Source organism: Streptomyces sp. PL-25 (genome assembly GCF_058344915.1).
The window spans coordinates 1,879,540-1,900,066 of the sequence record NZ_CP136997.1 but is presented as its reverse complement, the minus strand read 5'-3'; the positions used below and the strand labels follow the sequence as shown (position 1 = coordinate 1,900,066).

Below are 20,527 nucleotides of genomic sequence, written 5' to 3'. Positions count from 1 at the left end.
GACAGGGGGAAGACGGTCCGCACTCCGGCCGGGCCCACAGGGGGTCACCTACTCCCTACGCCGGATCGGAAACGCGGTCAGTCGTCCTTGGGGATGACCGCATCCGTTCCCGAACAGTGCGGTAATGGTTGCAGGGCCCGTACTGTGGGTTCTGTCGCAGAGCTGTGAGCTGGAGTCCGTCAGAAGGGGGCGCGCGAAGCCCATGAGCGGTGTCATGAAGCGTATGGGGATGATCTTCCGCGCGAAGGCGAACAAGGCCCTTGACCGGGCCGAGGACCCGCGCGAAACCCTCGATTACTCGTACCAGAAGCAGCTTGAGCTGCTCCAGAAGGTCCGCCGCGGCGTCGCCGACGTGGCGACCAGCCGCAAGCGCCTGGAGCTCCAGCTGAACCAGCTCCAGCAGCAGTCCGGCAAGCTGGAGGACCAGGGCCGCAAGGCGCTCGCGCTGGGCCGTGAGGACCTCGCCCGCGAGGCGCTGTCCCGCCGTGCCGCGCTCCAGCAGCAGGTGACGGACCTGGAGACGCAGCACTCCACGCTCCAGGGCGAGGAGGAGAAGCTCACTCTGGCGGCCCAGCGGCTCCAGGCGAAGGTGGACGCCTTCCGCACCCGCAAGGAGACCATCAAGGCGACCTACACGGCGGCCCAGGCGCAGACCCGGATCGGCGAGGCGTTCTCCGGCATCTCCGAGGAGATGGGCGACGTCGGCCTGGCCATCCAGCGCGCCGAGGACAAGACCCAGCAGCTCCAGGCGCGCGCCGGCGCGATCGACGAACTGCTCGCCTCCGGTGCCCTGGACGACCCCACCGGCATGGCCAAGGACGACATCGCCGCCGAGCTGGACCGCATCTCCGGTGGTACGGATGTGGAGCTGGAGCTTCAGCGCATGAAGGCCGAGCTGGCCGGCGGCTCCTCCGCGGACCGCCAGGCCATCGAGGGCAGCCAGGGCCAGGCCGAGACCCAGCAGCAGCCGCAGGACACCCCGCGCTTCGACAAGCAGTGAGCACCGTGGCCCCGGCCACGCCGCCGAGGAGGGCGACATGATCGTACGGATCATGGGGGAGGGACAGGTGAGGCTGGCCGACGGCCACCTCGCCGAACTGGACGAGCTGGACGACGAGCTCCTGGCCGAGATGGAGAAGGGCGACGGCCCCGGCTTCCGCCGGACCCTGTCCGCCCTGCTCACCAGGGTCCGGGAGCTGGGCGAGCCCCTCCCGGACGACGCCCTGGAGCCCTCCGAGCTGATCCTGCCCGCCCCGGACGCCAGCCTGGACGACGTACGCGCCATGCTCAGCGACGACGGCCTCATCCCCAACTGAACCCCGCCCCGCGACCGGCCCCCGCCAGACCGCGGGGCCCGACCGCCGGGCCGGGCACGCCGCCCCGCCACCCCCCGGCCGCCCGAGCGCGCGCCGGTCCGCGCACCGGTCCGCGCACCCGGCTTGCGGCCCGGTGCCGGTCGGGCCGGGGGGTCCACCGCTCCACCGCCGGTCTGCGCTGATCGCTTGCGCCGAGCCCTGCGCCGGGTCGGTCGGGTGTGACGGTCGCCGGGTCCTCGTGCCGCAGCGGCCTAGGAGACCTGGGCCGGTTCGCGGGCCCCGTCCCCGGCCCGCTCGGCGCGTCCGCCGCCGCCGTGCGTCGCGCCCTGCGCCGGGTCGGCAGGCGCGCCCTTCGCGACGGTCGCCGAGCCCCGTATCCGCAGCGCCCTGAGAGGCCCTGAGGCTGTCCACGGGCTCCGCGTCCCCCCACCGGTCGCTCGCGCCAGCCCACGGGCCCCGTGCCAGCCCACGGGCCCGGCTCCGCCCCACGGGCCCCGTGCCAGCTCACGGGCCCGGCCCCGCCCCACCGGTCGCTTGCGCCGGGCGTACGCCCGCGAGTTCTGGCGGCCGGGCCCCGGCCGCCCGTACGCCGCCCTCTCCCCTCGGCACCCCGCGGGCGCGGCAGCGTACCCCGCTTCCCGTCGGGCGTCCCCGTGTCCGGTGTCGGCCCCGTACCGTTGGCAGGCGTGAGCCGACTCGACCGCATGCGCAGCCGCCTGACCGCGCACCCTTGCGCGCTGGACGCCGCCATCGCCGCGGGCGCCCTGGTCTGCATGGTCGCCGGTTCCTTCGTGGAGCCGCGCGGCGAGCACGGCGTCAGCTGGGCGGTGCGCCATCCGGAACCGATCAGCCTGGTGCTGATGGCCCTCGGCGCCGCCGCGCTCGTCTTCCGCCGCCGCGCCCCGCGCGCCGTGCTCGCGGTCACCGGCGCCGTCTCGCTGGCCGGCTGCCTCACCGGCGACCCGCGCGCCCCCGTCGCCATGGCGGCCGTCATCGCCCTGTACACCGTCGCCGCCACCACCGACCGCCCCACCACCTGGCGCCTGGGCCTGTCCACCATGACCGTGCTGACCGGGGCCGCCATGCTCGGCGGCCCCGAGCCCTGGTACGCCCAGGAGAACCTCGCCATCTTCGCCTGGACCGGCATGGCCGCCGCGGGCGGCGACGCCGTCCGCAGCCGCCGCGCCTTCGTCAGCGCCATCCGCGAACGCGCCGAACGCGCCGAACGCACCCGTGAGGAGGAGGCCCGCCGCCGCGTCGTCGAGGAGCGCCTGCGCATCGCCCGCGACCTGCACGACGTGGTCGCCCACCACATCGCGCTGGTCAATGTGCAGGCCGGGGTCGCCGCCCACATCATGGACAAACGCCCCGACCAGGCCAAGGAGGCCCTCGCCCATGTCCGCGAGGCCGGCCGCTCCGCGCTGAACGAACTGCGCGCCACGGTCGGGCTGCTGCGGCAGTCCGACGACCCCGAGGCCCCCACCGAGCCGGCCCCCGGCCTGGACCGGCTCGACGACCTCGTCGGCACCTTCCGCAGCGCCGGCCTGCGCGTCGAGGTCGCCCGCTCCGACGGCGGCGCCCCGCTGCCCGCCGCCGTCGACCTGGCCGCGTTCCGCGTCGTCCAGGAGGCCCTGACCAATGTGCAGAAGCACGCGGGCAGCGGGGCCGCGGCCGAGGTCAGCGTCGTACGGGTCGGACCGAACGTGGAGATCACCGTGCTGGACGACGGCGCGGGCGCGGACGGCGCCCCGGGCGCCGACGGCGGCGGCCACGGGCTGCTCGGCATGCGCGAGCGGGTCACCGCCCTGCGCGGCACCCTCACCACCGGCCCCCGCTACGGCAGCGGCTTCCGCGTCCATGCGATCCTTCCCGTCAGGACCGACACCGGCACCACCGCCCGTACCGCCGACACCACCGCCCGTACCGCCGGCACCGGCACCACCGCCCGTTCCGGTGGCACCGGAACCACCGGAACCCGCACCCCCGGTGAGCCCGGCACCGGTCCCCGCACCGCCCGCACCCGCACCCGCGCCCCGGGGGACGCCGTATGACCATCCGTGTCCTGCTCGCCGACGACCAGGCACTGCTGCGCAGCGCCTTCCGCGTGCTCGTCGACTCCGAGCCCGACATGGAGGTGGTCGGCGAGGCGACCGAGGGCACCGAGGCGGTGCGCCTGGCCAAGGAGCGGCGCGCCGACGTCGTCCTCATGGACATCCGGATGCCGGGCACCGACGGCCTCGCCGCCACCCGCCTGATCAGCGCCGACCCGGCCCTCGACCAGGTACGCGTGGTCATCCTGACCACCTTCGAGGTCGACGACTACGTGGTGCAGTCGCTGCGCGCGGGCGCCTCCGGCTTCCTCGGCAAGGGCAGCGAGCCCGAGGAACTGCTGAACGCCATCCGCATCGCCGCCGCCGGGGAGGCCCTGCTGTCCCCGGCGGCCACCAAGGGACTCATCGCCCGCTTCCTCGCCCAGGGCGACGGCACCGACGACGGCCGCGACCCCATCCGCTCCGCCCGCCTCGACGCGCTCACCGGCCGCGAACGCGAGGTGCTCGTCCAGGTCGCCGGCGGCCACTCCAACGACGAGATCGCCGAACGCCTCACGGTCAGCCCGCTGACCGTCAAGACACACGTCAACCGGGCCATGGCCAAGCTGGGCGCCCGCGACCGCGCCCAGCTCGTCGTGATCGCCTACGAGTCCGGTCTGGTCCGCCCCCGGGTGGACTGAGCCCCCTCCACCCTCGGTACATCCAGGGGTGGAGCGGCCTCTACCCGGGCGTACTGCGGCCGGAGTAGGCGTACCGCGCGGAATTGGACCAGGGGGTTACGGATCACCGGGTGTCCATGCCTGAGGGTGTAAGGGTGGGCGCTGCTGCGCGCCCGTGCCGCTCCTGCCGCTCCCGGCGCTCACAGAAGAGAGACCCTGACCCATGTCCTGGCTGTCCAGATTCAGCCTCGCGCAGCGGGCGCTGATCGGGCTGATCTCGATCGTCGCGCTCGTCTTCGGGGCCATCGCGATCCCCCAGCTCAAGCAGCAGCTGCTGCCCAGCATCGAACTTCCCGTGGTGTCCGTCCTCGCGCCCTACCAGGGTGCCTCCCCGGACGTCGTGGAGAAGCAGGTCGTCGAACCCCTCGAGAACAACATCAAGGCCGTCGACGGCATCACCGGCGTCACCGCCACCGCCAGCGAGGGCAGCGCCGTGATCACGGCGTCCTTCGAGTACGGCAACGACACCCAGCAGCTCGTCGCCAACGTCCAGCAGGCCGTCAACCGCTCCCGCGCCCTGCTCCCGAACGACGTCGACCCGCAGGTCGTCGCCGGTTCCACCGACGACATACCCACCGTGGTCCTCGCCGTGACCTCCGGCAAGGACCAGCAGGCGCTCGCCGACCAGCTCGACAAGACGGTCGTCCCGGCCCTGAAGAACGTCGACGGCGTCGGCCAGGTCACCGTGGACGGCGTACGCGACCTCCAGGTCACCGTCACCCCCGACGACGCGAAGCTCGCCGGTGCGGGCCTCACCACCGCCGACCTGGCCCAGGCGCTCCAGGCGGGCGGGGCCACCGTCCCGGCCGGATCCTTCGACGAGGGCGGCGCCGGCCGGACCGTCCAGGTCGGCGGCGGTTTCACCTCGCTGAAGCAGATCGAGGACCTGCGGATCGCCGGGCAGACCGGAACCGGGCAGGCAGGCGCCGGCACGGGCAAGGCACCGGCCCGTCTCGGCGATGTCGCCACCGTGCGGCAGCAGCCCGCCAAGGCCGACTCCATCACCCGCACCGACGGCCGGCCCAGCCTCGCCGTCGCGGTCACCCTGGACCACGACGGCAGCGCGGTCGCCGTCTCGGACGCCGTCCGGGACAAGCTGCCCGAGCTGCGCAAGAGCCTCGGCTCCGACGCGAAGATCACCACGGTCAGCGACCAGGGCCCGGCCGTCTCCAAGTCCATCGAGGGCCTGACCACCGAGGGCGCGCTCGGTCTGCTCTTCGCCGTCCTGGTCATCCTGGTCTTCCTGGCGTCGCTGCGCTCCACGCTGGTGACGGCGGTCTCGATCCCGCTCTCCGTGGTCATCACCCTGATCGTCCTGTGGACCCGCGACCTGTCGCTGAACGTCCTGACCCTGGGCGCCCTGACCATCGCCATCGGCCGCGTCGTCGACGACTCGATCGTGGTCCTGGAGAACATCCGCCGCCACCTCGGCTACGGCGAGGAGCGCCGCGAGGCCATCCTGGGCGCCGTGCGCGAGGTGGCCGGGGCGGTGACCTCCTCGACGCTGACCACGGTCGCCGTGTTCCTGCCGATCGGGCTGGTCGGCGGTCTGGTGGGCGAGCTGTTCGGCCCGTTCAGCATCACCGTGACGGTGGCGTTGCTGGCCTCGCTGCTGGTGTCGCTGACGGTCGTGCCGGTCCTGTCGTACTGGTTCCTGCGCGCCCCGAAGAACACGCCGGCCGATCCGGAGGAGGCCCGCCGCAAGGCGGAGGAGAAGGAGGCCGGCAGCCGTCTCCAGCGCTTCTACGTGCCGGTCCTGCGCTTCGCGACCCGCCGCCGCCTCACCAGTGTGCTGATCGCGGTGGTCGTGCTGGTCGGCACCTTCGGCCTGGCCCCGCTGCTGAAGACCAACTTCTTCGACCCGGGCGACCAGAAGGTGCTCAGCGTCAAGCAGGAGCTGAAGCCGGGCACCAGCCTGGCGGCCACCGACGCGCAGGCGAAGAAGGTCGAGAAGCTGCTCTCCGGCACCGAGGGCGTCAAGGACTACCAGGTGACGGTCGGTTCCTCCGGCTTCCTGGCGGCCTTCGGCGGCTCCACGGATGCCAACCACGCCTCCTACCAGGTGATGCTGGAGGACTCCGCGTCCGCCGAGGACGTGCGCAAGGACATCGAGTCCGGGCTGCACAAGCTGTCCGGCATCGGCACCACCACCGTCAACGCCGGTGACGGCTTCGGCGACCAGGACCTCAAGGTCGTCGTCAAGGCGCCGGACGCGAAGTCGCTGCGGGACGCGGCCGAGCAGGTCCGCAAGGCGGTCGCCGGACTCGACGACGTCAGCGACGTCACCAGCGACCTGTCGCAGAGCGTGCCCCGCGTCTCGGTGCGGGCCAATGACAAGGCGGCCGCGGCCGGTTTCACCCAGCAGACCCTCGGCGCGGCCGTCGCCCAGGCGGTGCGCGGCACCACGGCCGCCAAGGCGGTCCTGGGCGACACCGAGCGGGACATCGTGATCAAGTCGGCGAAGCCCGCCGAGACCCTGTCCCAGCTGCGGAACCTGCGTCTCGGACCGGTGAAGCTCGGTGACATCGCCACCGTCGAACTGGTCGACGGGCCGGTCTCCATGACCCGTATCGACGGACAGCGCGCGGCGACCGTCACCGCCAAGCCGGTCGGTGACAACACCGGCGCGGTCAGCTCCAAGCTCCAGTCGAAGGTCAAGGCGCTGGACCTCCCGGCGGGCGCGACCGCCGAGATCGGCGGTGTCACCTCCGACCAGGACGACGCCTTCAAGAACCTGGGCCTGGCCCTGCTGGCGGCCGTCGCCATCGTGTTCATGCTGCTGGTGGCGACCTTCCGCTCGCTGGCCCAGCCGCTGATCCTGCTGGTGTCCATCCCGTTCGCGGCCACCGGCGCGCTCGGCCTGCTCATCGCCACCGGCACCCCGCTGGGCGTGCCCGCGATGATCGGCATGCTGATGCTGGTCGGCATCGTGGTCACCAACGCGATCGTGCTGATCGACCTCATCAACCAGTACCGCAGACAGGGTTACGGCGTCGTCGAGGCCGTCGTGGAGGGCGGCCGCCACCGCCTCCGCCCGATCCTCATGACGGCCCTGGCGACGATCTTCGCCCTGCTCCCCATGGCCCTCGGCGTCACCGGCCAGGGCGGCTTCATCGCCCAGCCGCTCGCCGTGGTCGTGATCGGCGGCCTGATCACCTCCACCCTCCTGACCCTCCTCCTCGTCCCGACCCTCTACGCCATGCTCGAACTCCGCAAGGAACGCCGGGCGAAGAAGCGCGCGGCGAAGCGGACCACCAGGACGGAGACGGAGGACCTGGAACCGGCGGGCGTCTGACACCCCCTCACCACAGGAAACGGCCGGGCCTCCGCGGAGGCCCGGCCGTCTCGTTTCGCGCGTGCGCCCGCCCGCCTACGCCTTCAGGGAGCGGACGAAGGCGTCCCAGACACCGTCCGGGACGACGATGACGGGACCGTGGGGGACCTTGCTGTCACGGACGGGGACAGTGCCGGGGAAGTCCTCGGTGATCTCGACGCAGCTGCCCCCGTTGGCGTTGCTGTGACTGCTCCGTCGCCAGCGGGCGGAACTCAGTTCGGGGGTGTGTCGCATGGGCGGTAGTCCTCCATTGCCTTTCGGATCAGCTCCGCCGAGGCGGCCGGGGAGAGAGCGCGGGCGCGGAGTACGTCGTACCGCCATCGCCACTTCTTGGCCGAATCCCGGTCCTCATAGAGGCGGCTGACCTCGATGCCCTCTTCGTAGGCCAGGGTGGAGCCGTTGGGAAGAGTCAGCAGGTTCAGCACGCCGCCCATCAGGTAGTGCGCACCAGCACTGAACGGCATCACCTGGACCTTGCTGTGCGCAGTATCCACCTGCCTGAGCAGCGAGGCCAGTTGATTGTAGGTGCACTCCCGGCTGCCCATCTGCCACCGGAGCACGGACTCGTCGATGATGGCCCAGTGCAGCGGAGGATGAGCGGAGTTGAGCCGCTCCTTACGGAACATGCGCGCGTCTACGAGCGCCGCCTGCCTCTCCGCGGGAAGTTCCTCCTGGAGGCTGAGCTGTGCCTGTGCGTACTGCCTGGTCTGCAACAGTCCGGGGACGACCTGTGAATCGTAGGTCTCGATCACCTCGGCCTGCGCCTCGAAGTCCATGAACCGCCGGTACTGGTCGGGATGGGCCTCGCGCTTGGCGAGTTCGTACAGCCCGCGGAGGTCCGGCCCCGCAGCCGAACGGCCGGACCTCACCGGAGGGAGCGACGCGATGATCCGCGAAGGACGGGACGGCACACCACTGCGGCTGCTGCCGTGGACGAGGCCGGACGGTGCCCCGTGCTACCTGAGCACGGACAAGCCGGACAGCCGCCTGTCGCGCCTGGCCGACCGGCTGGAGGCGGACCTGCTGGACTCGGCCGAGTTCGTCCTGACCGAGGGGAGGGCGCTGCTCGCGGACGCGGCCACGGAGGCGGGCGAACTGCGCTTCGTGGGAGCCCAACTGGCAGCGGCCCTGGCGGACACCCTGAGGATCGCGGCGAGCCGGGGAGCGCGGTTGCCGGGGGCCTGAAGGCGACCGGAGCGCCGGACGGACATATCGTGGCGTCAGTTGTGGTGTGGGACCCGCACGAATCGGCGAAGTCCCGCCGGGAACAGGAGAGGTGATGCTGCGTTTCGTATGGGCTGTGGCGATCTTTGTTCTCGGTTCACTGACAGCCCTGGACTACCGCGATCCGGCCCTCCGCGTCTACGACCTCATCGCGACGGTCATGCCGGGCGGCCCACCCGGCCCCCGGTTCACCCCGGACCACCTGAGGCTCGTGTGGGGCTGCCTCGCGGCGGTCGGCGCGGTGGTGTGCTGCTTCTCGGGGGATCGGTCGGTTGCGACGTGGCCGGTCTGCACTCCGCCGAGCACGCCGGGCCGTTCCCGCACGAGTCCCCGGCGGACACCGCGGACGTCAGCCTCGAACAGGCGCTGTCCGACTACGAAGTACGCCTTCCGAAGACGGCCGAGGACATCACGTACGGCGCCCTGAAGGCGCTGGACGGCTATCCGTTCCGGGTGGAGTTCTCGATCCCGTGCGACAGTGTTCCGGCGTTCGTACGGGACAACAGGCTCGCTCCCAGGGGGACGGAGACTCCCGACGCGGTGCGGGTGGACGCGACGGACGCGGGGTTCGCCCTGGACTTTGGCCCCGTCTACGGCCGGGCGGCCGGATCGAAGCTGCCCGAGATCGCCGGGGCGGTCTTCGAACGATCCGGTTCGTGCGCAGTGCTCCTCGCCTCGTGACGCCGAGCATCGGAGAGCGGGGATAATCCGGTGCCGCCGTGACAGGCGGATGGCCGTGACGGGCGGACGTCAGAGCAGGTCCGTCGTCTCCAGTTCGAAGGCGAAGGGCTCCGGAAGGGCCAGGGGCTTGCCGAACGGGACGGTGCAGAGCTGCCGGTAGTCCTCGTGCTCGGGGGCGCTGAACAGCGTGACGGAGGAGGCGTCCCGGTCCACGAGCAGGTACAGCGGGATGCCCGCGCGGGCATAGCCGTGGCGCTTGGCCTCGCCGTCCCTGCGCGGCTTGGTCGAGGTCACCGCCAGGACCATGGCGACGTCGTCCGAGGGCATCCAGGGGTCCGCGTCGCGGTAGAGGTCCAGGTGGGCGGGGGCGAAAGTGCCGTCCGGGATCACATGGTCCTTCGGGCAGGCGGCCGCGCAGCGCAGTTCCAGGCCCTTGTTGCCCGAGAAGTCCATGTCGGTCCGTGACCGTCTGATCACCTGCTTCGCGAGCCGGGTGATGAAATGCTCGTGCTCCCCGTCCGGCGGCGGCGTCACGACGATCTCCCCCTCGATCAGTTCGGCCCGGAAACCCTCCGGGGTGTCGAGGGACAGGAAGATGTCCAGCAGTCCCTCCGCCGGCGTGGTGGGCTCATGAGCCACGGCAGTCATGTCACGCCCCTTCTTCGGCCGTTCGCAAGAATGGGACATCGCGAGACCACCTGCCCTCGGTATCGGGAACCGTTCCCTCGATCGTGGCACGAAAGGGGCGCCCCTGGCCGCCGGAAGCGGTCGGGGGCGCCCCTTGTCGTCTCTCGGGTCCCTACGGCAGCGCCAGCATCCGTTCCAGCGCCAGCTTCGCGTAGGTCTCCGTCTCCTTGTCGACCTGGATGTGGTTGACGAGGGTGCCCTCGGCCAGGGATTCGAGGGTCCAGACGAGGTGGGGGAGGTCGATGCGGTTCATCGTCGAGCAGAAGCAGACCGTCTTGTCGAGGAAGACGATCTCCTTGCCCTCGGGGGCGAAACGGTTCGCCAGACGGCGGACCAGGTTCAGCTCCGTGCCGATGGCCCACTTGGAGCCGGCCGGGGCCGCCTCCAGCGCCTTGATGATGTATTCGGTCGAGCCGACGTGGTCCGCGGCGGAGACCACCTCGTGCCTGCACTCGGGGTGCACCAGGACGTTCACCCCGGGGATGCGGGCGCGGACGTCGTTCACCGAGTCCAGGCTGAAGCGGCCGTGCACCGAGCAGTGGCCGCGCCACAGGATCATCTTCGCGGCGCGCAGCTCCTCGGCGCTCAGCCCGCCGTTCGGCCGGTGCGGGTTGTAGACGACGCAGTCGTCCAGGGACATGCCCATGTCCCGCACCGCCGTGTTGCGGCCCAGGTGCTGGTCGGGCAGGAAGAGGACCTTCTCGCCCTGCTGGAAGGCCCACTCCAGGGCCCGCTTCGCGTTCGACGAGGTGCAGATGGTGCCGCCGTGCCGCCCGGTGAACGCCTTGATGTCGGCCGAGGAGTTCATGTACGAGACGGGGACGACCTGCTCGGCGACGCCCGCCTCGGTCAGCACGTCCCAGCACTCGGCGACCTGCTCGGCCGTCGCCATGTCGGCCATCGAGCAGCCGGCCGCCAGGTCCGGCAGGACCACCTTCTGCCCGTCGTTCGTCAGGATGTCCGCGGACTCCGCCATGAAGTGCACACCGCAGAAGACGATGTACTCGGCCTCCGGCCGCGCCGCCGCGTCCCGGGCCAGCTTGAAGGAGTCGCCCGTGACGTCGGCGAACTGGATGACCTCGTCGCGCTGGTAGTGGTGGCCGAGGACGAAGACCTTGTCCCCGAGCTTCTCCTTGGCCGCGCGGGCGCGCGCCACCAGGTCCGGGTCGGACGGGGCGGGGAGGTCGCCGGGGCACTCGACGCCGCGCTCGCTCCTCGGGTCGGCCTCGCGGCCGAGCAGCAACAGGGCGAGGGGCGTCGGCTGAACGTCGAGCTCCTGGGTCTGGGCGGTGGTCACGACACGCACCCTTTCTACTTTTCGTCTAATTGACGCTATCTATCATAACCGCTTCACGTCACTTTGACGATGGCCATCATGTCGATGTGACGTGAATCCCGGCGCCCGGCCACTGCGCGCACTTTCGGGTATGTGCGAGCATGAAGTGGACGAGCGGGACGAGCAGCACGCGCGTGGAACCGCGTGGAACACCGAAAAGCACGCGCCCGGCCCGGAATGAATGCGCGGCCCCACCGGTTGAACTCGTCGGCAAGCAGTCTCCGTACAACCCGGGAGAGATGTAGATGTCCGTATCGGACGAGACCACCACCGTCACCGACGGCATCGTCCTGACCGACGCCGCAGCGGCGAAGGTCAAGGCCCTGCTCGACCAGGAAGGCCGCGACGACCTCGCCCTGCGGGTCGCCGTCCAGCCCGGCGGCTGCTCCGGCCTGCGCTACCAGCTCTTCTTCGACGAGCGCTCCCTCGACGGGGACGTCGTGAAGGACTTCGGCGGCGTCAAGGTCGTCACCGACCGCATGAGCGCCCCCTACCTGGGCGGCGCCACCGTCGACTTCGTGGACACCATCGAGAAGCAGGGCTTCACGATCGACAACCCGAACGCGACGGGCTCGTGCGCCTGCGGCGACTCCTTCAGCTGAGCCGCACCCCCGCCGCGACGGGAAGCGAACAGACGAACGACGGAAGGCGGCAGCCCCCTCAGGGGCTGCCGCCTTCCGCTGTTCCTTCCCGCGCCGCACCGCCCGGCCCGGCGCTCCGGTCACCGCACCGGCGTCCCCGACTGGGGCAGTCCGGCGCCCGCGGCCCGGGACGGGATCGCCCGGCCGTCCGGGCCGACCACCGTCCGCTCCCCGAGCGGCCGGTCCAGGTGCACGGTCCGGTGGTACACCTTGGCGATCATGATGCAGACCTTGCCCTGCCAGGGCGTCTCGGTCACCGTGACGGTCACCCGCCCGGCGTCCTCCTTCGCCGACACCCGGTAGTCGGCGCACACACCGCCCTCGAAGGTCACCGTCAGTTCGTCGCCACTGGCGCTGTACCCGGCCGGGTGCACCTCGCGGGTGGCCGGGGCAGTGGTCGCGCCCGGTCCGCTCGGCCGGGGCTCCGGCTGCCCGGACGGCGGGGCGGGCGAGGCCAGATACTTCGGGTCGACCGCCGGATACGTCACCGTGAACGGGGACTGCCCGGCCGCCCCGCGCACCTGGAACAGCCAGGACGGCACCAGCGTCTGCCGCCCCCCGGAAGGGTGCGCCGCCAGCCCGAACACGGCCTTCTCGACGGTCAGGGTGGTCCGCGTACCGCCGCCGCCCGGAGCGGAGGAGGAGCCGCCGGCCGCCTTCCCGCCCGTGGCGGACGAGTCGCACGGCGCCGCCGGCCGGTCCTTCGTACGGTCCTTCGCCGAGTCCTTCAGCGGTACGGGAGCGGCGCACCCGCCGATGCCCCCGCCCCCGCCGGTGCGCGGCGCCGCGTTCAGCAGCTCCAGCGTGCGGCGGGCGTCCAGCACGGGGTACGTGTCGCCCTTCACCGGTGCCTTGAGCTGTCCGCCGGCGGCCAGTACCTCGCCCTGGGGACCGAGGGTCAGGCTGGTCGTCCAGCCCCGCGTGGGCAGCCCGCCGACCACCGGATCGGCCTCGACCACCCGCTGGGCGCCCTGCGTCCGGCTCGCGTCCACCGCCGCGCCCTCCTGCCCCGCCGCCTTCAGCACCGGGGCCGCCGCCTTGCGTGCCGCTGCCTCGCTCACCGGGTGCGCGGCGGGCGCCGCCGGATCGTGCCGGCACATCAGGCCCTTGCAGTCGTCGGTGCCCGGCAGATAGCGGTTGAACGTCCAGGTCCCCGGCGCCGCCCGGCCGACCCGCAGCACCGGCCCGGCGCCGTCCTTGACGTTCCCGATCCGCCACCCCTGCGCGTCGGCCACCGGGGCGCCCGCCACCCCGAGCGCCGCGGCGAGCCGCGCCGCCTCCTCGCGGGTGACCTCGCCCCGCGCCGCGTACACCGGCGCCGAACCGGGCCCCTCGGGCAGGGCGCCCGCCGCCCGGTACGTGGTGCCGTACGGGTCGGGCTCGCCGGGCGCGATGCCGTTCGAGCCGCCGTTCGGGCCACCGGTGGCGGGGCCCGAGCCGTCCGTGCCCGGTCCCGACCGGGTGACGGTCGCGGTGTGGTCGTCCAGCGCCAGCGGCGGGGGAGTGCCGTGGCCGCCGGACGCCGCGGCGTCCGTACGGCCGTCGCCCGAGCCGCCCGTCGCGCCCATGGCCAGATACGCCCCGCCGCCGCCCGCCAGCAGCACCGCGGCGGCCACCGAGGCGGCGACCAGCGGCGGACGGCCCCGCCGGAAGCGCCCGCCGTCCTCGTCGTCCGGGCTCCGCCCGCCGTCGCGGTCACCGCCTCCGCCGCCGCCCCTGCCGTCGTCACCGCCGCCGTGGTCGTCGTGCCCGCCGCCGGCACCGCCCGCGGGCCCCGCGGCATCCGCGGTCGCCGCCTTCGCCGCGTCCTCGTGGTCCGGTCGCTCGGTGTTCACCGCATCGCTCCTTCGCCTGCGCAGCCGTCCCGGTGACCCTGACCCGGCCCTGACAAAGTCGACGGCCGACGGGTCGTGTCCCGTATCCCCCTCACGGGGGACGGCCATGGGACGCGCCGGGGGAGCGCCCGGTTCCACCGGCCGCGACGGACACCGCGACGGATCCCGCGGCCCGCGACGGATCCCGCGGCCGCGCGGCCGCCGTACTCCGCTCAGTCGCCGTACTCCGACATCCCCTCCAGCAGCCGGGCGGACGTGTCCGGGACCGACACGCCGTGGATACGGGCGGCGGACACCGCCGCCGGGGCCGCTCCGGTCCTCCGGGCGGGAGCCGACCAGCGCGGGGCCATCCGGGCGCCGTCCCCGCGCAGCGACGCCAGATCGCCGTCCAGGTCGCCGCCCGGATCGCCGCCCGGGGCGGTACGGACGGGGGCGGCATGGATCTCTTCGTTCGTCATGAGGGAACCGTAAGCACGGCACACCCCGCCGAGAAAGATCTACTATCGGGTAGTTTCGCCCGCTTCAGCGCTCCGCGCCGAACGGGTAGCGTGAACTGTCAGTCCCTCCGCCCACCAGGAGCGTCCACGCCGTGCGCATCGCAGTCACCGGCTCCATCGCCACCGACCACCTCATGACCTTCCCCGGCCGTTTCGCCGACCAGCTCGTCGCGGACCAGCTGCACACGGTCTCGCTCTCCTTCCTGGTCGACCAGCTGGACGTGCGGCGCGGAGGCGTCGGCGCCAACATCGCCTTCGGCATGGGCCAGCTCGGCACCGGCCCGGTGCTGGTCGGCGCCGCCGGATCCGACTTCGGCGAGTACCGCGCCTGGCTGGACCGGCACGGCGTCGACACCGCCTCGGTCCGCATCTCCGAGACCCTGCACACCGCCCGCTTCGTGTGCACCACCGACGCCGACCACAACCAGATCGGCTCCTTCTACACCGGCGCGATGAGCGAGGCCCGCCTCATCGAGCTGAAGACCGTCGCGGACCGCGTCGGCGGCCTCGACCTGGTGCTGATCGGCGCCGACGACCCGGAGGCCATGCTCCGGCACACCGAGGAGTGCCGCTCGCGCTCCATCCCCTTCGCCGCCGACTTCTCCCAGCAGATCGCCCGGATGGACGGCGACGAGATCCGGATACTGCTGGACGGCGCCACGTACCTGTTCTCGAACGAGTACGAGAAGGGCCTCATCGAGACCAAGACCGGCTGGAGCGACGCCGAGATCCTGGACCGCGTCGGCCACCGGGTGACCACCCTCGGCGCGCGCGGCGTGCGGATCGAGCGCACCGGCGAGGACCCGATCGAGGTCGGCTGCGCGGACGAGGAGCGCAAGGCCGACCCCACCGGCGTGGGCGACGCCTTCCGCGCCGGATTCCTGTCCGGTCTCGCCTGGGGCGTCTCCCTGGAGCGCGCCGCCCAGGTCGGCTGCATGCTGGCGACCCTGGTCATCGAGACCGTGGGCACCCAGGAGTACCAGCTGCGCCGGGGCCACTTCATGGAGCGCTTCACCAAGGCGTACGGCGACGAGGCGGCCGGCGAGGTCCGCACCCACCTCGCCTGACCGCACCCGCGCCGGTCCGCCCGCGCGGCGGACAGCCCGTCAGGAGACCCGGCGGACGACGTAGGCCGAGCCCTCGTCCGCCGGCTCCTCGCCGGCGTACTCCTGCCCCCGCATCTCGCACCACGCCGGGATGTCCAGACGCGCGGCCTCGTCGTCCGAGAGGACCCGGACCGTGCCGCCGACCGGCACGTCCCCGATGACCTTCGCCAGCTCGATGACGGGGATCGGGCAGCGCCTGCCGAGCGTGTCGAGGACCAGCTCCCCGGCGCGGGTCCCTTCCGCGGCACGCGCGCCCGGCGCCTCCCGCGGCCCCGGCGCCTGCGCCTGCGGCACCGCCCCCAGCTTCTCCCGTACGCCCGCCACCACGCCCGGCAGCACCGACAGGAACCGCTCGACGTCCTCGGCCGCCGTCCCGGCGGGCAGCGACACCCGCACGTTGCCCTCGCTCAGCACCCCCATCGCCCGCAGCACATGACTCGGGGTCAGCGTGCTGCTGGTGCAGGAGGAGCCCGAGGAGACGGAGAAGCCCTCCCGGTCCAGCTCGTGCAGCAGCGTCTCCCCGTCGACATAGAGACAGGAGAAGGTGACGATCCCCGGCAGCCGGCGCACCGGGTCGCCCACCACCTCCACGTCCGGCACCAGTTCCGGCACCCGCGCCCTGATCCGCTCGGTCAGCTCCCGCAGCCGTACCGCCTCGGCCGCCGCCTCGGCCCGCACCGCCCGCAACGAGGCGGCCGCCGCCACGATCGCCGGCAGGTTCTCGAATCCGGCCGCCCGGCCCGACTCCCGCTCGTCGGCCGGTTCCCGCGGGGCGAACCGCGCGCCCTTGCGCACCACCAGCAGCCCGGTCCCGGACGGCCCGCCCCACTTGTGGGCGCTCGCCGTCAGCAGCGACCAGTCGCCGCCGACCGGCCCCCAGCCGAGCGACTGCGCCGCGTCCACCAGCAGCGGCACCCCCGCGGCGCGGCACACCTCGGCCACCTCGGCGACCGGCTGCTCGGTGCCCACCTCGTGGTTGGCCGACTGGAGGCACGCCAGCGCGGTGTCCGGGCCGAGCGCCGCCGCGTAGGAACCGGCGCTCACCGCGCCGTGCCGGTCGACCGCGACCCGGCCGACGGTCCCGCCCCCCGCCTCGTGGACCTCCGCCGAATGGAGCACCGAGGAGTGTTCGACCGCTGACACGATCAGGTGACGTCCGACCCGGCGCCGCCCGGCCAGCGCCCCCGCGACGCCGGTGTGCACGGCCCGGGTGCCGGACGAGGTGAACACCAGCTCGTCGGCCCGGCAACCCACCCCCTCCGCCGCCGCCTGGCGCGCCGCGTCCAGCAGCAGCCGCGCGCGCCTCCCCTCCTTGTAGAGCCGTGCGGGATCGGCCCACCCCTCGTCGAGCGCGGCGAGCAGGGCCTGACGGGCGACGGGGTGCAGGGGGGCGGCGGAAGCGGCGTCGAAGTAGGGCACGGGTTCACGCTAAGCGCCCCGCCGGGCGCCGGGGAACCGCGGGGCGGCACCACGGCCGCCCCGCGCCCACCATGGAACGCCTGCCTCGCCCGTACCGGCCCGCGCCCGCCGTCGAACCGCCGTGCCGGTGCGGAACACCCGCCTCCGCCCCGACCGGTCCCCGCCTGTCCCGCGCCACCCGCGCCCGCTGCCGCGTCACCGCACCCGCCACACCGCACCCGCCACACCGCACCCCCACCTCCGCCCGCCTCGCTCGCCTTGCTCGCCCCGCACCCGCCACGAACGGCCTACGCCCGCCCGGTTGGGCACCCCGGTGCGCGCCCGGCACGCCCCGGCGAAGCGCCCCACTTCAGGGCATCCCACCCGTCGGCGTGACCCGCGGCGCGTTGGGCCCCCCTCCCCGCGACCCGCCGGAAGGCGTCCAGTAGGGTTTGGTCCGCATAAACATCCAAACCCCTGCCCGACGCAGGGCGGCGACCGACCAGCGAGAAGGCAGGCCGCAGCCAACCGCGCGGGCGAGACTCTCGGGAAGGCGCTACGTGAGTCCCAACGGCTCCGACCGCTCGCCGCGGCGCCCGATGCGGCGGAAGCTGCTGCAGGCACTGACTGCGGGCCTGGTCCTGGCGACCGCAACCGGTTGCACATACAAGGACTTCCCCCGGCTGGGTATGCCCACCCCGGTCACGGAAGAGGCTCCGCGGATCCTCTCCCTGTGGCAGGGGTCCTGGGCCGCCGCGATCGCGGTCGGCGTGCTGGTGTGGGGTCTGATCCTGTGGAGTGCTTTCTTCCACCGGCGCAGCCGCACCAAGGTCGAGGTACCTCCGCAGACCCGGTACAACATGCCCATCGAGGCCCTGTACACGGTGGTCCCGCTCATCATCGTCTCGGTGCTCTTCTACTTCACGGCCCGCGACGAGTCGAAGCTTCTCGACGAATCGAAGAAGCCCGACGTCACGGTCAACGTGGTCGGCTACCAGTGGAGCTGGGCCTTCAACTACGTCACGCCGGTCGCCGGTTCGGCGGGTGACGCGAAGACCGACAAGAACCTGACGGCCATTCCGGACCGGTTCAAGAAGGACTTCCCGGCCGCCGCCGGCGGTGTCTACGACTACGGCACCCCGGGCACCCGGAACCCGCAGACCGGCAACCCGGGCCCGACCCTGTGGCTGCCGAAGGGCAAGACCGTCCGCTTCATCCTCACCTCGCGGGACGTGAACCACTCCTTCTGGGTGGTCCCGTTCCTGATGAAGATGGACGTCATCCCCGGCCACACCAACTCCTTCCAGGTGACCCCCAACCAGGAGGGCACCTTCAAGGGCAAGTGCGCCGAGCTCTGCGGCCAGGACCACTCCCGGATGCTGTTCAACGTGAAGGTCGTCTCGCCGGAGCGTTACGAGCAGCACCTCAAGGACCTCGCTAAGAAGGGGCAGACCGGTTACGTTCCCGCCGGCATCGCGCAGACGAGCCACGAGAAGAACCGGGAGACGAACAACCTGTGAGCATCCTCAACGAACCTCAGGGTGCCGCGGCGGCTGCGGGCTCATACGAGAGCGAGCTGCCGGTCCGGCGCAAGCAACCCGGCAACGTCGTGGTGAAGTGGCTGACGACCACCGACCACAAGACGATCGGCACGCTCTACCTGGTGACGTCGTTCGCGTTCTTCTGCATCGGTGGCGTCATGGCGCTGCTGATGCGTGCGGAGCTGGCCCGTCCGGGCCTCCAGCTCATGTCGAACGAGCAGTTCAACCAGGCGTTCACGATGCACGGCACGATCATGCTGCTGATGTTCGCGACGCCGCTGTTCGCCGGCTTCACGAACTGGATCATGCCGCTCCAGATCGGCGCGCCGGACGTGGCCTTCCCGCGGCTGAACATGTTCGCCTACTGGCTCTACCTGTTCGGCTCGCTCATCGCGGTGGGCGGCTTCCTCACCCCGCAGGGCGCGGCCGACTTCGGCTGGTTCGCCTACGCGCCGCTCTCCGACGCGGTGCACTCGCCGGGTATCGGCGGCGACATGTGGATCATGGGTCTGGCCTTCTCCGGCTTCGGCACGATCCTCGGCTCGGTCAACTTCATCACCACGATCATCTGCATGCGCGCGCCCGGCATGACCATGTTCCGCATGCCGATCTTCGTGTGGAACGTGCTGCTGACCGCGGTGCTGGTCCTGCTCGCCTTCCCGGTGCTGGCCGCCGCGCTGTTCGCCCTGGAGGCGGACCGCAAGTTCGGTGCGCACATCTTCGACGCGGCCAACGGCGGAGCACTGCTGTGGCAACACCTCTTCTGGTTCTTCGGCCATCCAGAGGTGTACATCATCGCCCTGCCGTTCTTCGGCATCATCAGTGAGGTCATCCCGGTCTTCTCCCGCAAGCCGATGTTCGGCTACATGGGTCTGATCGGCGCCACGATCTCCATCGCGGGCCTCTCCGTGACGGTGTGGGCGCACCACATGTACGTCACCGGCGGTGTGCTGCTGCCGTTCTTCTCCTTCATGACCTTCCTGATCGCGGTACCGACCGGTGTGAAGTTCTTCAACTGGATCGGCACCATGTGGAAGGGCAGTCTCTCCTTCGAGACACCCATGCTGTGGGCGACCGGCTTCCTGATCACCTTCACCTTCGGTGGTCTGACCGGTGTCATCCTGGCCGCGCCGCCGCTGGACTTCCACATCTCCGACTCGTACTTCGTGGTGGCCCACTTCCACTACGTCGTCTTCGGCACGGTCGTCTTCGCGATGTTCTCCGGCTTCCACTTCTGGTGGCCGAAGTTCACCGGCAAGATGCTGGACGAGCGCCTGGGCAAGATGACCTTCTGGATGCTGTTCATCGGCTTCCACGGCACCTTCCTCGTGCAGCACTGGCTGGGCACCGAGGGCATGCCGCGACGCATCCCGGACTATCTGGCGGCGGACGGCTTCACCGCGCTGAACACGGTGTCGACGATCTTCTCCTTCCTGCTCGGCCTGTCGATCCTGCCGTTCTTCTACAACGTGTGGAAGACGGCCAAGTACGGCAAGCCGGTCAACATGGACGACCCGTGGGGCTACGGCCGCTCCCTGGAGTGGGCGACGTCCTGCCCGCCGCCGCGGCACAACTTCCTCACCCTGCCGCGGATCCGCAGTGAATCCCCGGCGTTCGACCTGCACCACCCGGAGATCGCCGCGCTGGACCAGCTGGAGAACGCCGGTCACGGCGGGTCCGAGAAGGCTGCCGTCGCCGGCGGCAAGGAGGCCGGCAAGTGAAGATCCAGGGCAAGATGTTCATCTGGCTGAGCGTCTTCCTGCTCGTCATGGCGATCGTCTATGGCGTGTGGTCGAAGGAGCCGGCCGGTACCACGGCGCTCTTCCTCTCGTTCGGCCTGAGCATCATGGTCGGCTTCTACCTCGGCTTCACGGCCAAGCGGGTCGACGCCGGCGCTCAGGACGACAAGGAGGCCGATGTCGCGGACGACGCCGGTGAGCTGGGCTTCTTCAGCCCGCACAGCTGGCAGCCGCTCGCGCTCGGCGTCGGTGGCGCGCTGGCCTTCCTGGGCGTGGCCCTGGGCTGGTGGCTGCTGTACTTCGGCGCGCCGATCATCCTGATCGGTCTGTTCGGCTGGGTCTTCGAGTACTACCGCGGTGAGAACCGCACCCAGTAGCACACGGCGCACTTCGGGGAACCCGGGCACTCCATCGAACGAGTG

19 protein-coding genes are annotated in these 20,527 nt (G+C 71.8%); 12 read left to right on the top strand and 7 right to left on the bottom strand.

The genetic code is table 11. The annotated features are described in order from the left end of the window. The first annotated feature begins 202 nt into the window (after window positions 1-202). The 5 genes from R4Z62_RS08450 (at window position 203) to R4Z62_RS08430 (ending at window position 7,381) form a co-directional block, all read left to right on the top strand. A complete protein-coding gene (locus R4Z62_RS08450) occupies window positions 203-1,000 on the top strand; it encodes a PspA/IM30 family protein (protein WP_173860815.1) in 798 nt (265 codons plus the stop codon). Between the two features lie 37 nt (window positions 1,001-1,037). Further along, complete coding sequence (gene pspAA / locus R4Z62_RS08445; protein ID WP_064532669.1) at window positions 1,038-1,316, top strand: PspA-associated protein PspAA; 279 nt, start codon at window positions 1,038-1,040, stop codon at window positions 1,314-1,316. Between the two features lie 686 nt (window positions 1,317-2,002). Further along, the gene (locus R4Z62_RS08440; protein WP_491519458.1) at window positions 2,003-3,367 is read left to right on the top strand and encodes a sensor histidine kinase; all 1,365 of its coding nucleotides are present in this window, start codon (window positions 2,003-2,005) and stop codon (window positions 3,365-3,367) included. Continuing rightward, entirely contained in the window at window positions 3,364-4,047 is a 684-nt protein-coding gene (locus R4Z62_RS08435; RefSeq protein ID WP_064532664.1) for a response regulator, read from the top strand. The genes R4Z62_RS08440 and R4Z62_RS08435 overlap by 4 nt, the downstream gene beginning before the upstream one ends. A 202-nt stretch (window positions 4,048-4,249) precedes the next feature. Continuing rightward, a complete protein-coding gene (locus R4Z62_RS08430; protein WP_491519457.1) occupies window positions 4,250-7,381 on the top strand; it encodes an efflux RND transporter permease subunit in 3,132 nt (1,043 codons plus the stop codon). 75 nt (window positions 7,382-7,456) lie between these two features. On the opposite strand, the gene R4Z62_RS08425 is transcribed toward R4Z62_RS08430, so the two are convergent. Together R4Z62_RS08425 and R4Z62_RS08420 are read right to left on the bottom strand one after the other, a co-directional pair. Continuing rightward, complete coding sequence (locus R4Z62_RS08425) at window positions 7,457-7,654, bottom strand: DUF397 domain-containing protein (RefSeq protein WP_355482212.1); 198 nt, start codon at window positions 7,652-7,654, stop codon at window positions 7,457-7,459. After that, on the bottom strand, window positions 7,633-8,196 hold the full coding sequence (locus R4Z62_RS08420; RefSeq protein ID WP_491519456.1) for a DUF5753 domain-containing protein: 564 nt from the start codon (window positions 8,194-8,196) through the stop codon (window positions 7,633-7,635). Before R4Z62_RS08420 ends, R4Z62_RS08425 begins: the two co-directional genes overlap by 22 nt. 109 nt (window positions 8,197-8,305) lie before the next feature. Here R4Z62_RS08420 and R4Z62_RS08415 point away from each other — a divergent pair, with 109 nt between their 5' ends. Together R4Z62_RS08415 and R4Z62_RS08410 are read left to right on the top strand one after the other, a co-directional pair. Further along, window positions 8,306-8,605 (top strand): hypothetical protein, encoded by a 300-nt coding sequence (locus tag R4Z62_RS08415; protein WP_491519455.1) that lies wholly within the window; start codon window positions 8,306-8,308, stop codon window positions 8,603-8,605. Between the two features lie 318 nt (window positions 8,606-8,923). Continuing rightward, on the top strand, window positions 8,924-9,325 hold the full coding sequence (locus tag R4Z62_RS08410) for a hypothetical protein (protein WP_385498794.1): 402 nt from the start codon (window positions 8,924-8,926) through the stop codon (window positions 9,323-9,325). A gap of 69 nt (window positions 9,326-9,394) precedes the next feature. Here the strand turns inward: R4Z62_RS08410 and R4Z62_RS08405 are convergent, their stop codons facing one another. Continuing rightward, the gene (locus R4Z62_RS08405) at window positions 9,395-9,973 is read right to left on the bottom strand and encodes a Uma2 family endonuclease (RefSeq protein WP_491519454.1); all 579 of its coding nucleotides are present in this window, start codon (window positions 9,971-9,973) and stop codon (window positions 9,395-9,397) included. Window positions 9,974-10,124: 151 nt separating this feature from the next. Further along, window positions 10,125-11,309: a quinolinate synthase NadA gene (gene nadA / locus R4Z62_RS08400; protein WP_064532653.1), complete on the bottom strand. Its 1,185-nt coding sequence runs from the start codon at window positions 11,307-11,309 to the stop codon at window positions 10,125-10,127. A 284-nt stretch (window positions 11,310-11,593) separates the two neighbouring features. Between nadA and erpA the strand changes: the two genes are divergently transcribed. Continuing rightward, window positions 11,594-11,950, top strand: a complete 357-nt coding sequence (gene erpA / locus R4Z62_RS08395) for an iron-sulfur cluster insertion protein ErpA (RefSeq protein WP_018567404.1) — start codon at window positions 11,594-11,596, stop codon at window positions 11,948-11,950. A gap of 119 nt (window positions 11,951-12,069) precedes the next feature. Here erpA and R4Z62_RS08390 read toward each other — a convergent pair whose 3' ends face one another. Together R4Z62_RS08390 and R4Z62_RS08385 are read right to left on the bottom strand one after the other, a co-directional pair. Further along, a complete protein-coding gene (locus R4Z62_RS08390) occupies window positions 12,070-13,824 on the bottom strand; it encodes a hypothetical protein (protein WP_491519453.1) in 1,755 nt (584 codons plus the stop codon). Window positions 13,825-14,036: 212 nt separating this feature from the next. Then, window positions 14,037-14,282 (bottom strand): hypothetical protein, encoded by a 246-nt coding sequence (locus R4Z62_RS08385; protein WP_491519452.1) that lies wholly within the window; start codon window positions 14,280-14,282, stop codon window positions 14,037-14,039. A gap of 131 nt (window positions 14,283-14,413) precedes the next feature. Between R4Z62_RS08385 and R4Z62_RS08380 the strand changes: the two genes are divergently transcribed. After that, entirely contained in the window at window positions 14,414-15,388 is a 975-nt protein-coding gene (locus R4Z62_RS08380) for a carbohydrate kinase family protein (protein ID WP_064532646.1), read from the top strand. 39 nt (window positions 15,389-15,427) lie between these two features. Here the strand turns inward: R4Z62_RS08380 and R4Z62_RS08375 are convergent, their stop codons facing one another. Continuing rightward, window positions 15,428-16,846: a cysteine desulfurase/sulfurtransferase TusA family protein gene (locus R4Z62_RS08375; RefSeq protein ID WP_491519451.1), complete on the bottom strand. Its 1,419-nt coding sequence runs from the start codon at window positions 16,844-16,846 to the stop codon at window positions 15,428-15,430. Window positions 16,847-17,385: 539 nt separating this feature from the next. On the opposite strand from R4Z62_RS08375, the gene ctaC reads away from it, so the two are divergent. From ctaC to R4Z62_RS08360, 3 genes are read left to right on the top strand one after another with little or no spacing between them, the layout of a single operon-like run. After that, entirely contained in the window at window positions 17,386-18,345 is a 960-nt protein-coding gene (gene ctaC, locus R4Z62_RS08370) for an aa3-type cytochrome oxidase subunit II (RefSeq protein ID WP_018567409.1), read from the top strand. Next, window positions 18,342-20,087, top strand: a complete 1,746-nt coding sequence (gene ctaD, locus R4Z62_RS08365; protein WP_018567410.1) for an aa3-type cytochrome oxidase subunit I — start codon at window positions 18,342-18,344, stop codon at window positions 20,085-20,087. The genes ctaC and ctaD overlap by 4 nt, the downstream gene beginning before the upstream one ends. Next, window positions 20,084-20,482: a cytochrome c oxidase subunit 4 gene (locus tag R4Z62_RS08360; RefSeq protein ID WP_018567411.1), complete on the top strand. Its 399-nt coding sequence runs from the start codon at window positions 20,084-20,086 to the stop codon at window positions 20,480-20,482. The genes ctaD and R4Z62_RS08360 overlap by 4 nt, the downstream gene beginning before the upstream one ends. Window positions 20,483-20,527: the final 45 nt, after the last annotated feature.

Excerpts from the sequence above, each read along its gene's own strand:
- R4Z62_RS08450 (WP_173860815.1), top strand. The coding sequence starts at position 203 with ATGAGCGGTGTCATGAAGCGTATGGGGATGATCTTCCGCGCGAAGGCG.
- pspAA (WP_064532669.1), top strand. The coding sequence starts at position 1,038 with ATGATCGTACGGATCATGGGGGAGGGACAGGTGAGGCTGGCCGACGGC.
- R4Z62_RS08435 (WP_064532664.1), top strand. The coding sequence starts at position 3,364 with ATGACCATCCGTGTCCTGCTCGCCGACGACCAGGCACTGCTGCGCAGC.
- R4Z62_RS08430 (WP_491519457.1), top strand. The coding sequence starts at position 4,250 with ATGTCCTGGCTGTCCAGATTCAGCCTCGCGCAGCGGGCGCTGATCGGG.
- R4Z62_RS08425 (WP_355482212.1), bottom strand. The coding sequence starts at position 7,654 with ATGCGACACACCCCCGAACTGAGTTCCGCCCGCTGGCGACGGAGCAGT.
- R4Z62_RS08420 (WP_491519456.1), bottom strand. The coding sequence starts at position 8,196 with ATGGACTTCGAGGCGCAGGCCGAGGTGATCGAGACCTACGATTCACAG.
- R4Z62_RS08415 (WP_491519455.1), top strand. The coding sequence starts at position 8,306 with ATGATCCGCGAAGGACGGGACGGCACACCACTGCGGCTGCTGCCGTGG.
- R4Z62_RS08405 (WP_491519454.1), bottom strand. The coding sequence starts at position 9,973 with ATGACTGCCGTGGCTCATGAGCCCACCACGCCGGCGGAGGGACTGCTG.
- erpA (WP_018567404.1), top strand. The coding sequence starts at position 11,594 with ATGTCCGTATCGGACGAGACCACCACCGTCACCGACGGCATCGTCCTG.
- R4Z62_RS08385 (WP_491519452.1), bottom strand. The coding sequence starts at position 14,282 with ATGACGAACGAAGAGATCCATGCCGCCCCCGTCCGTACCGCCCCGGGC.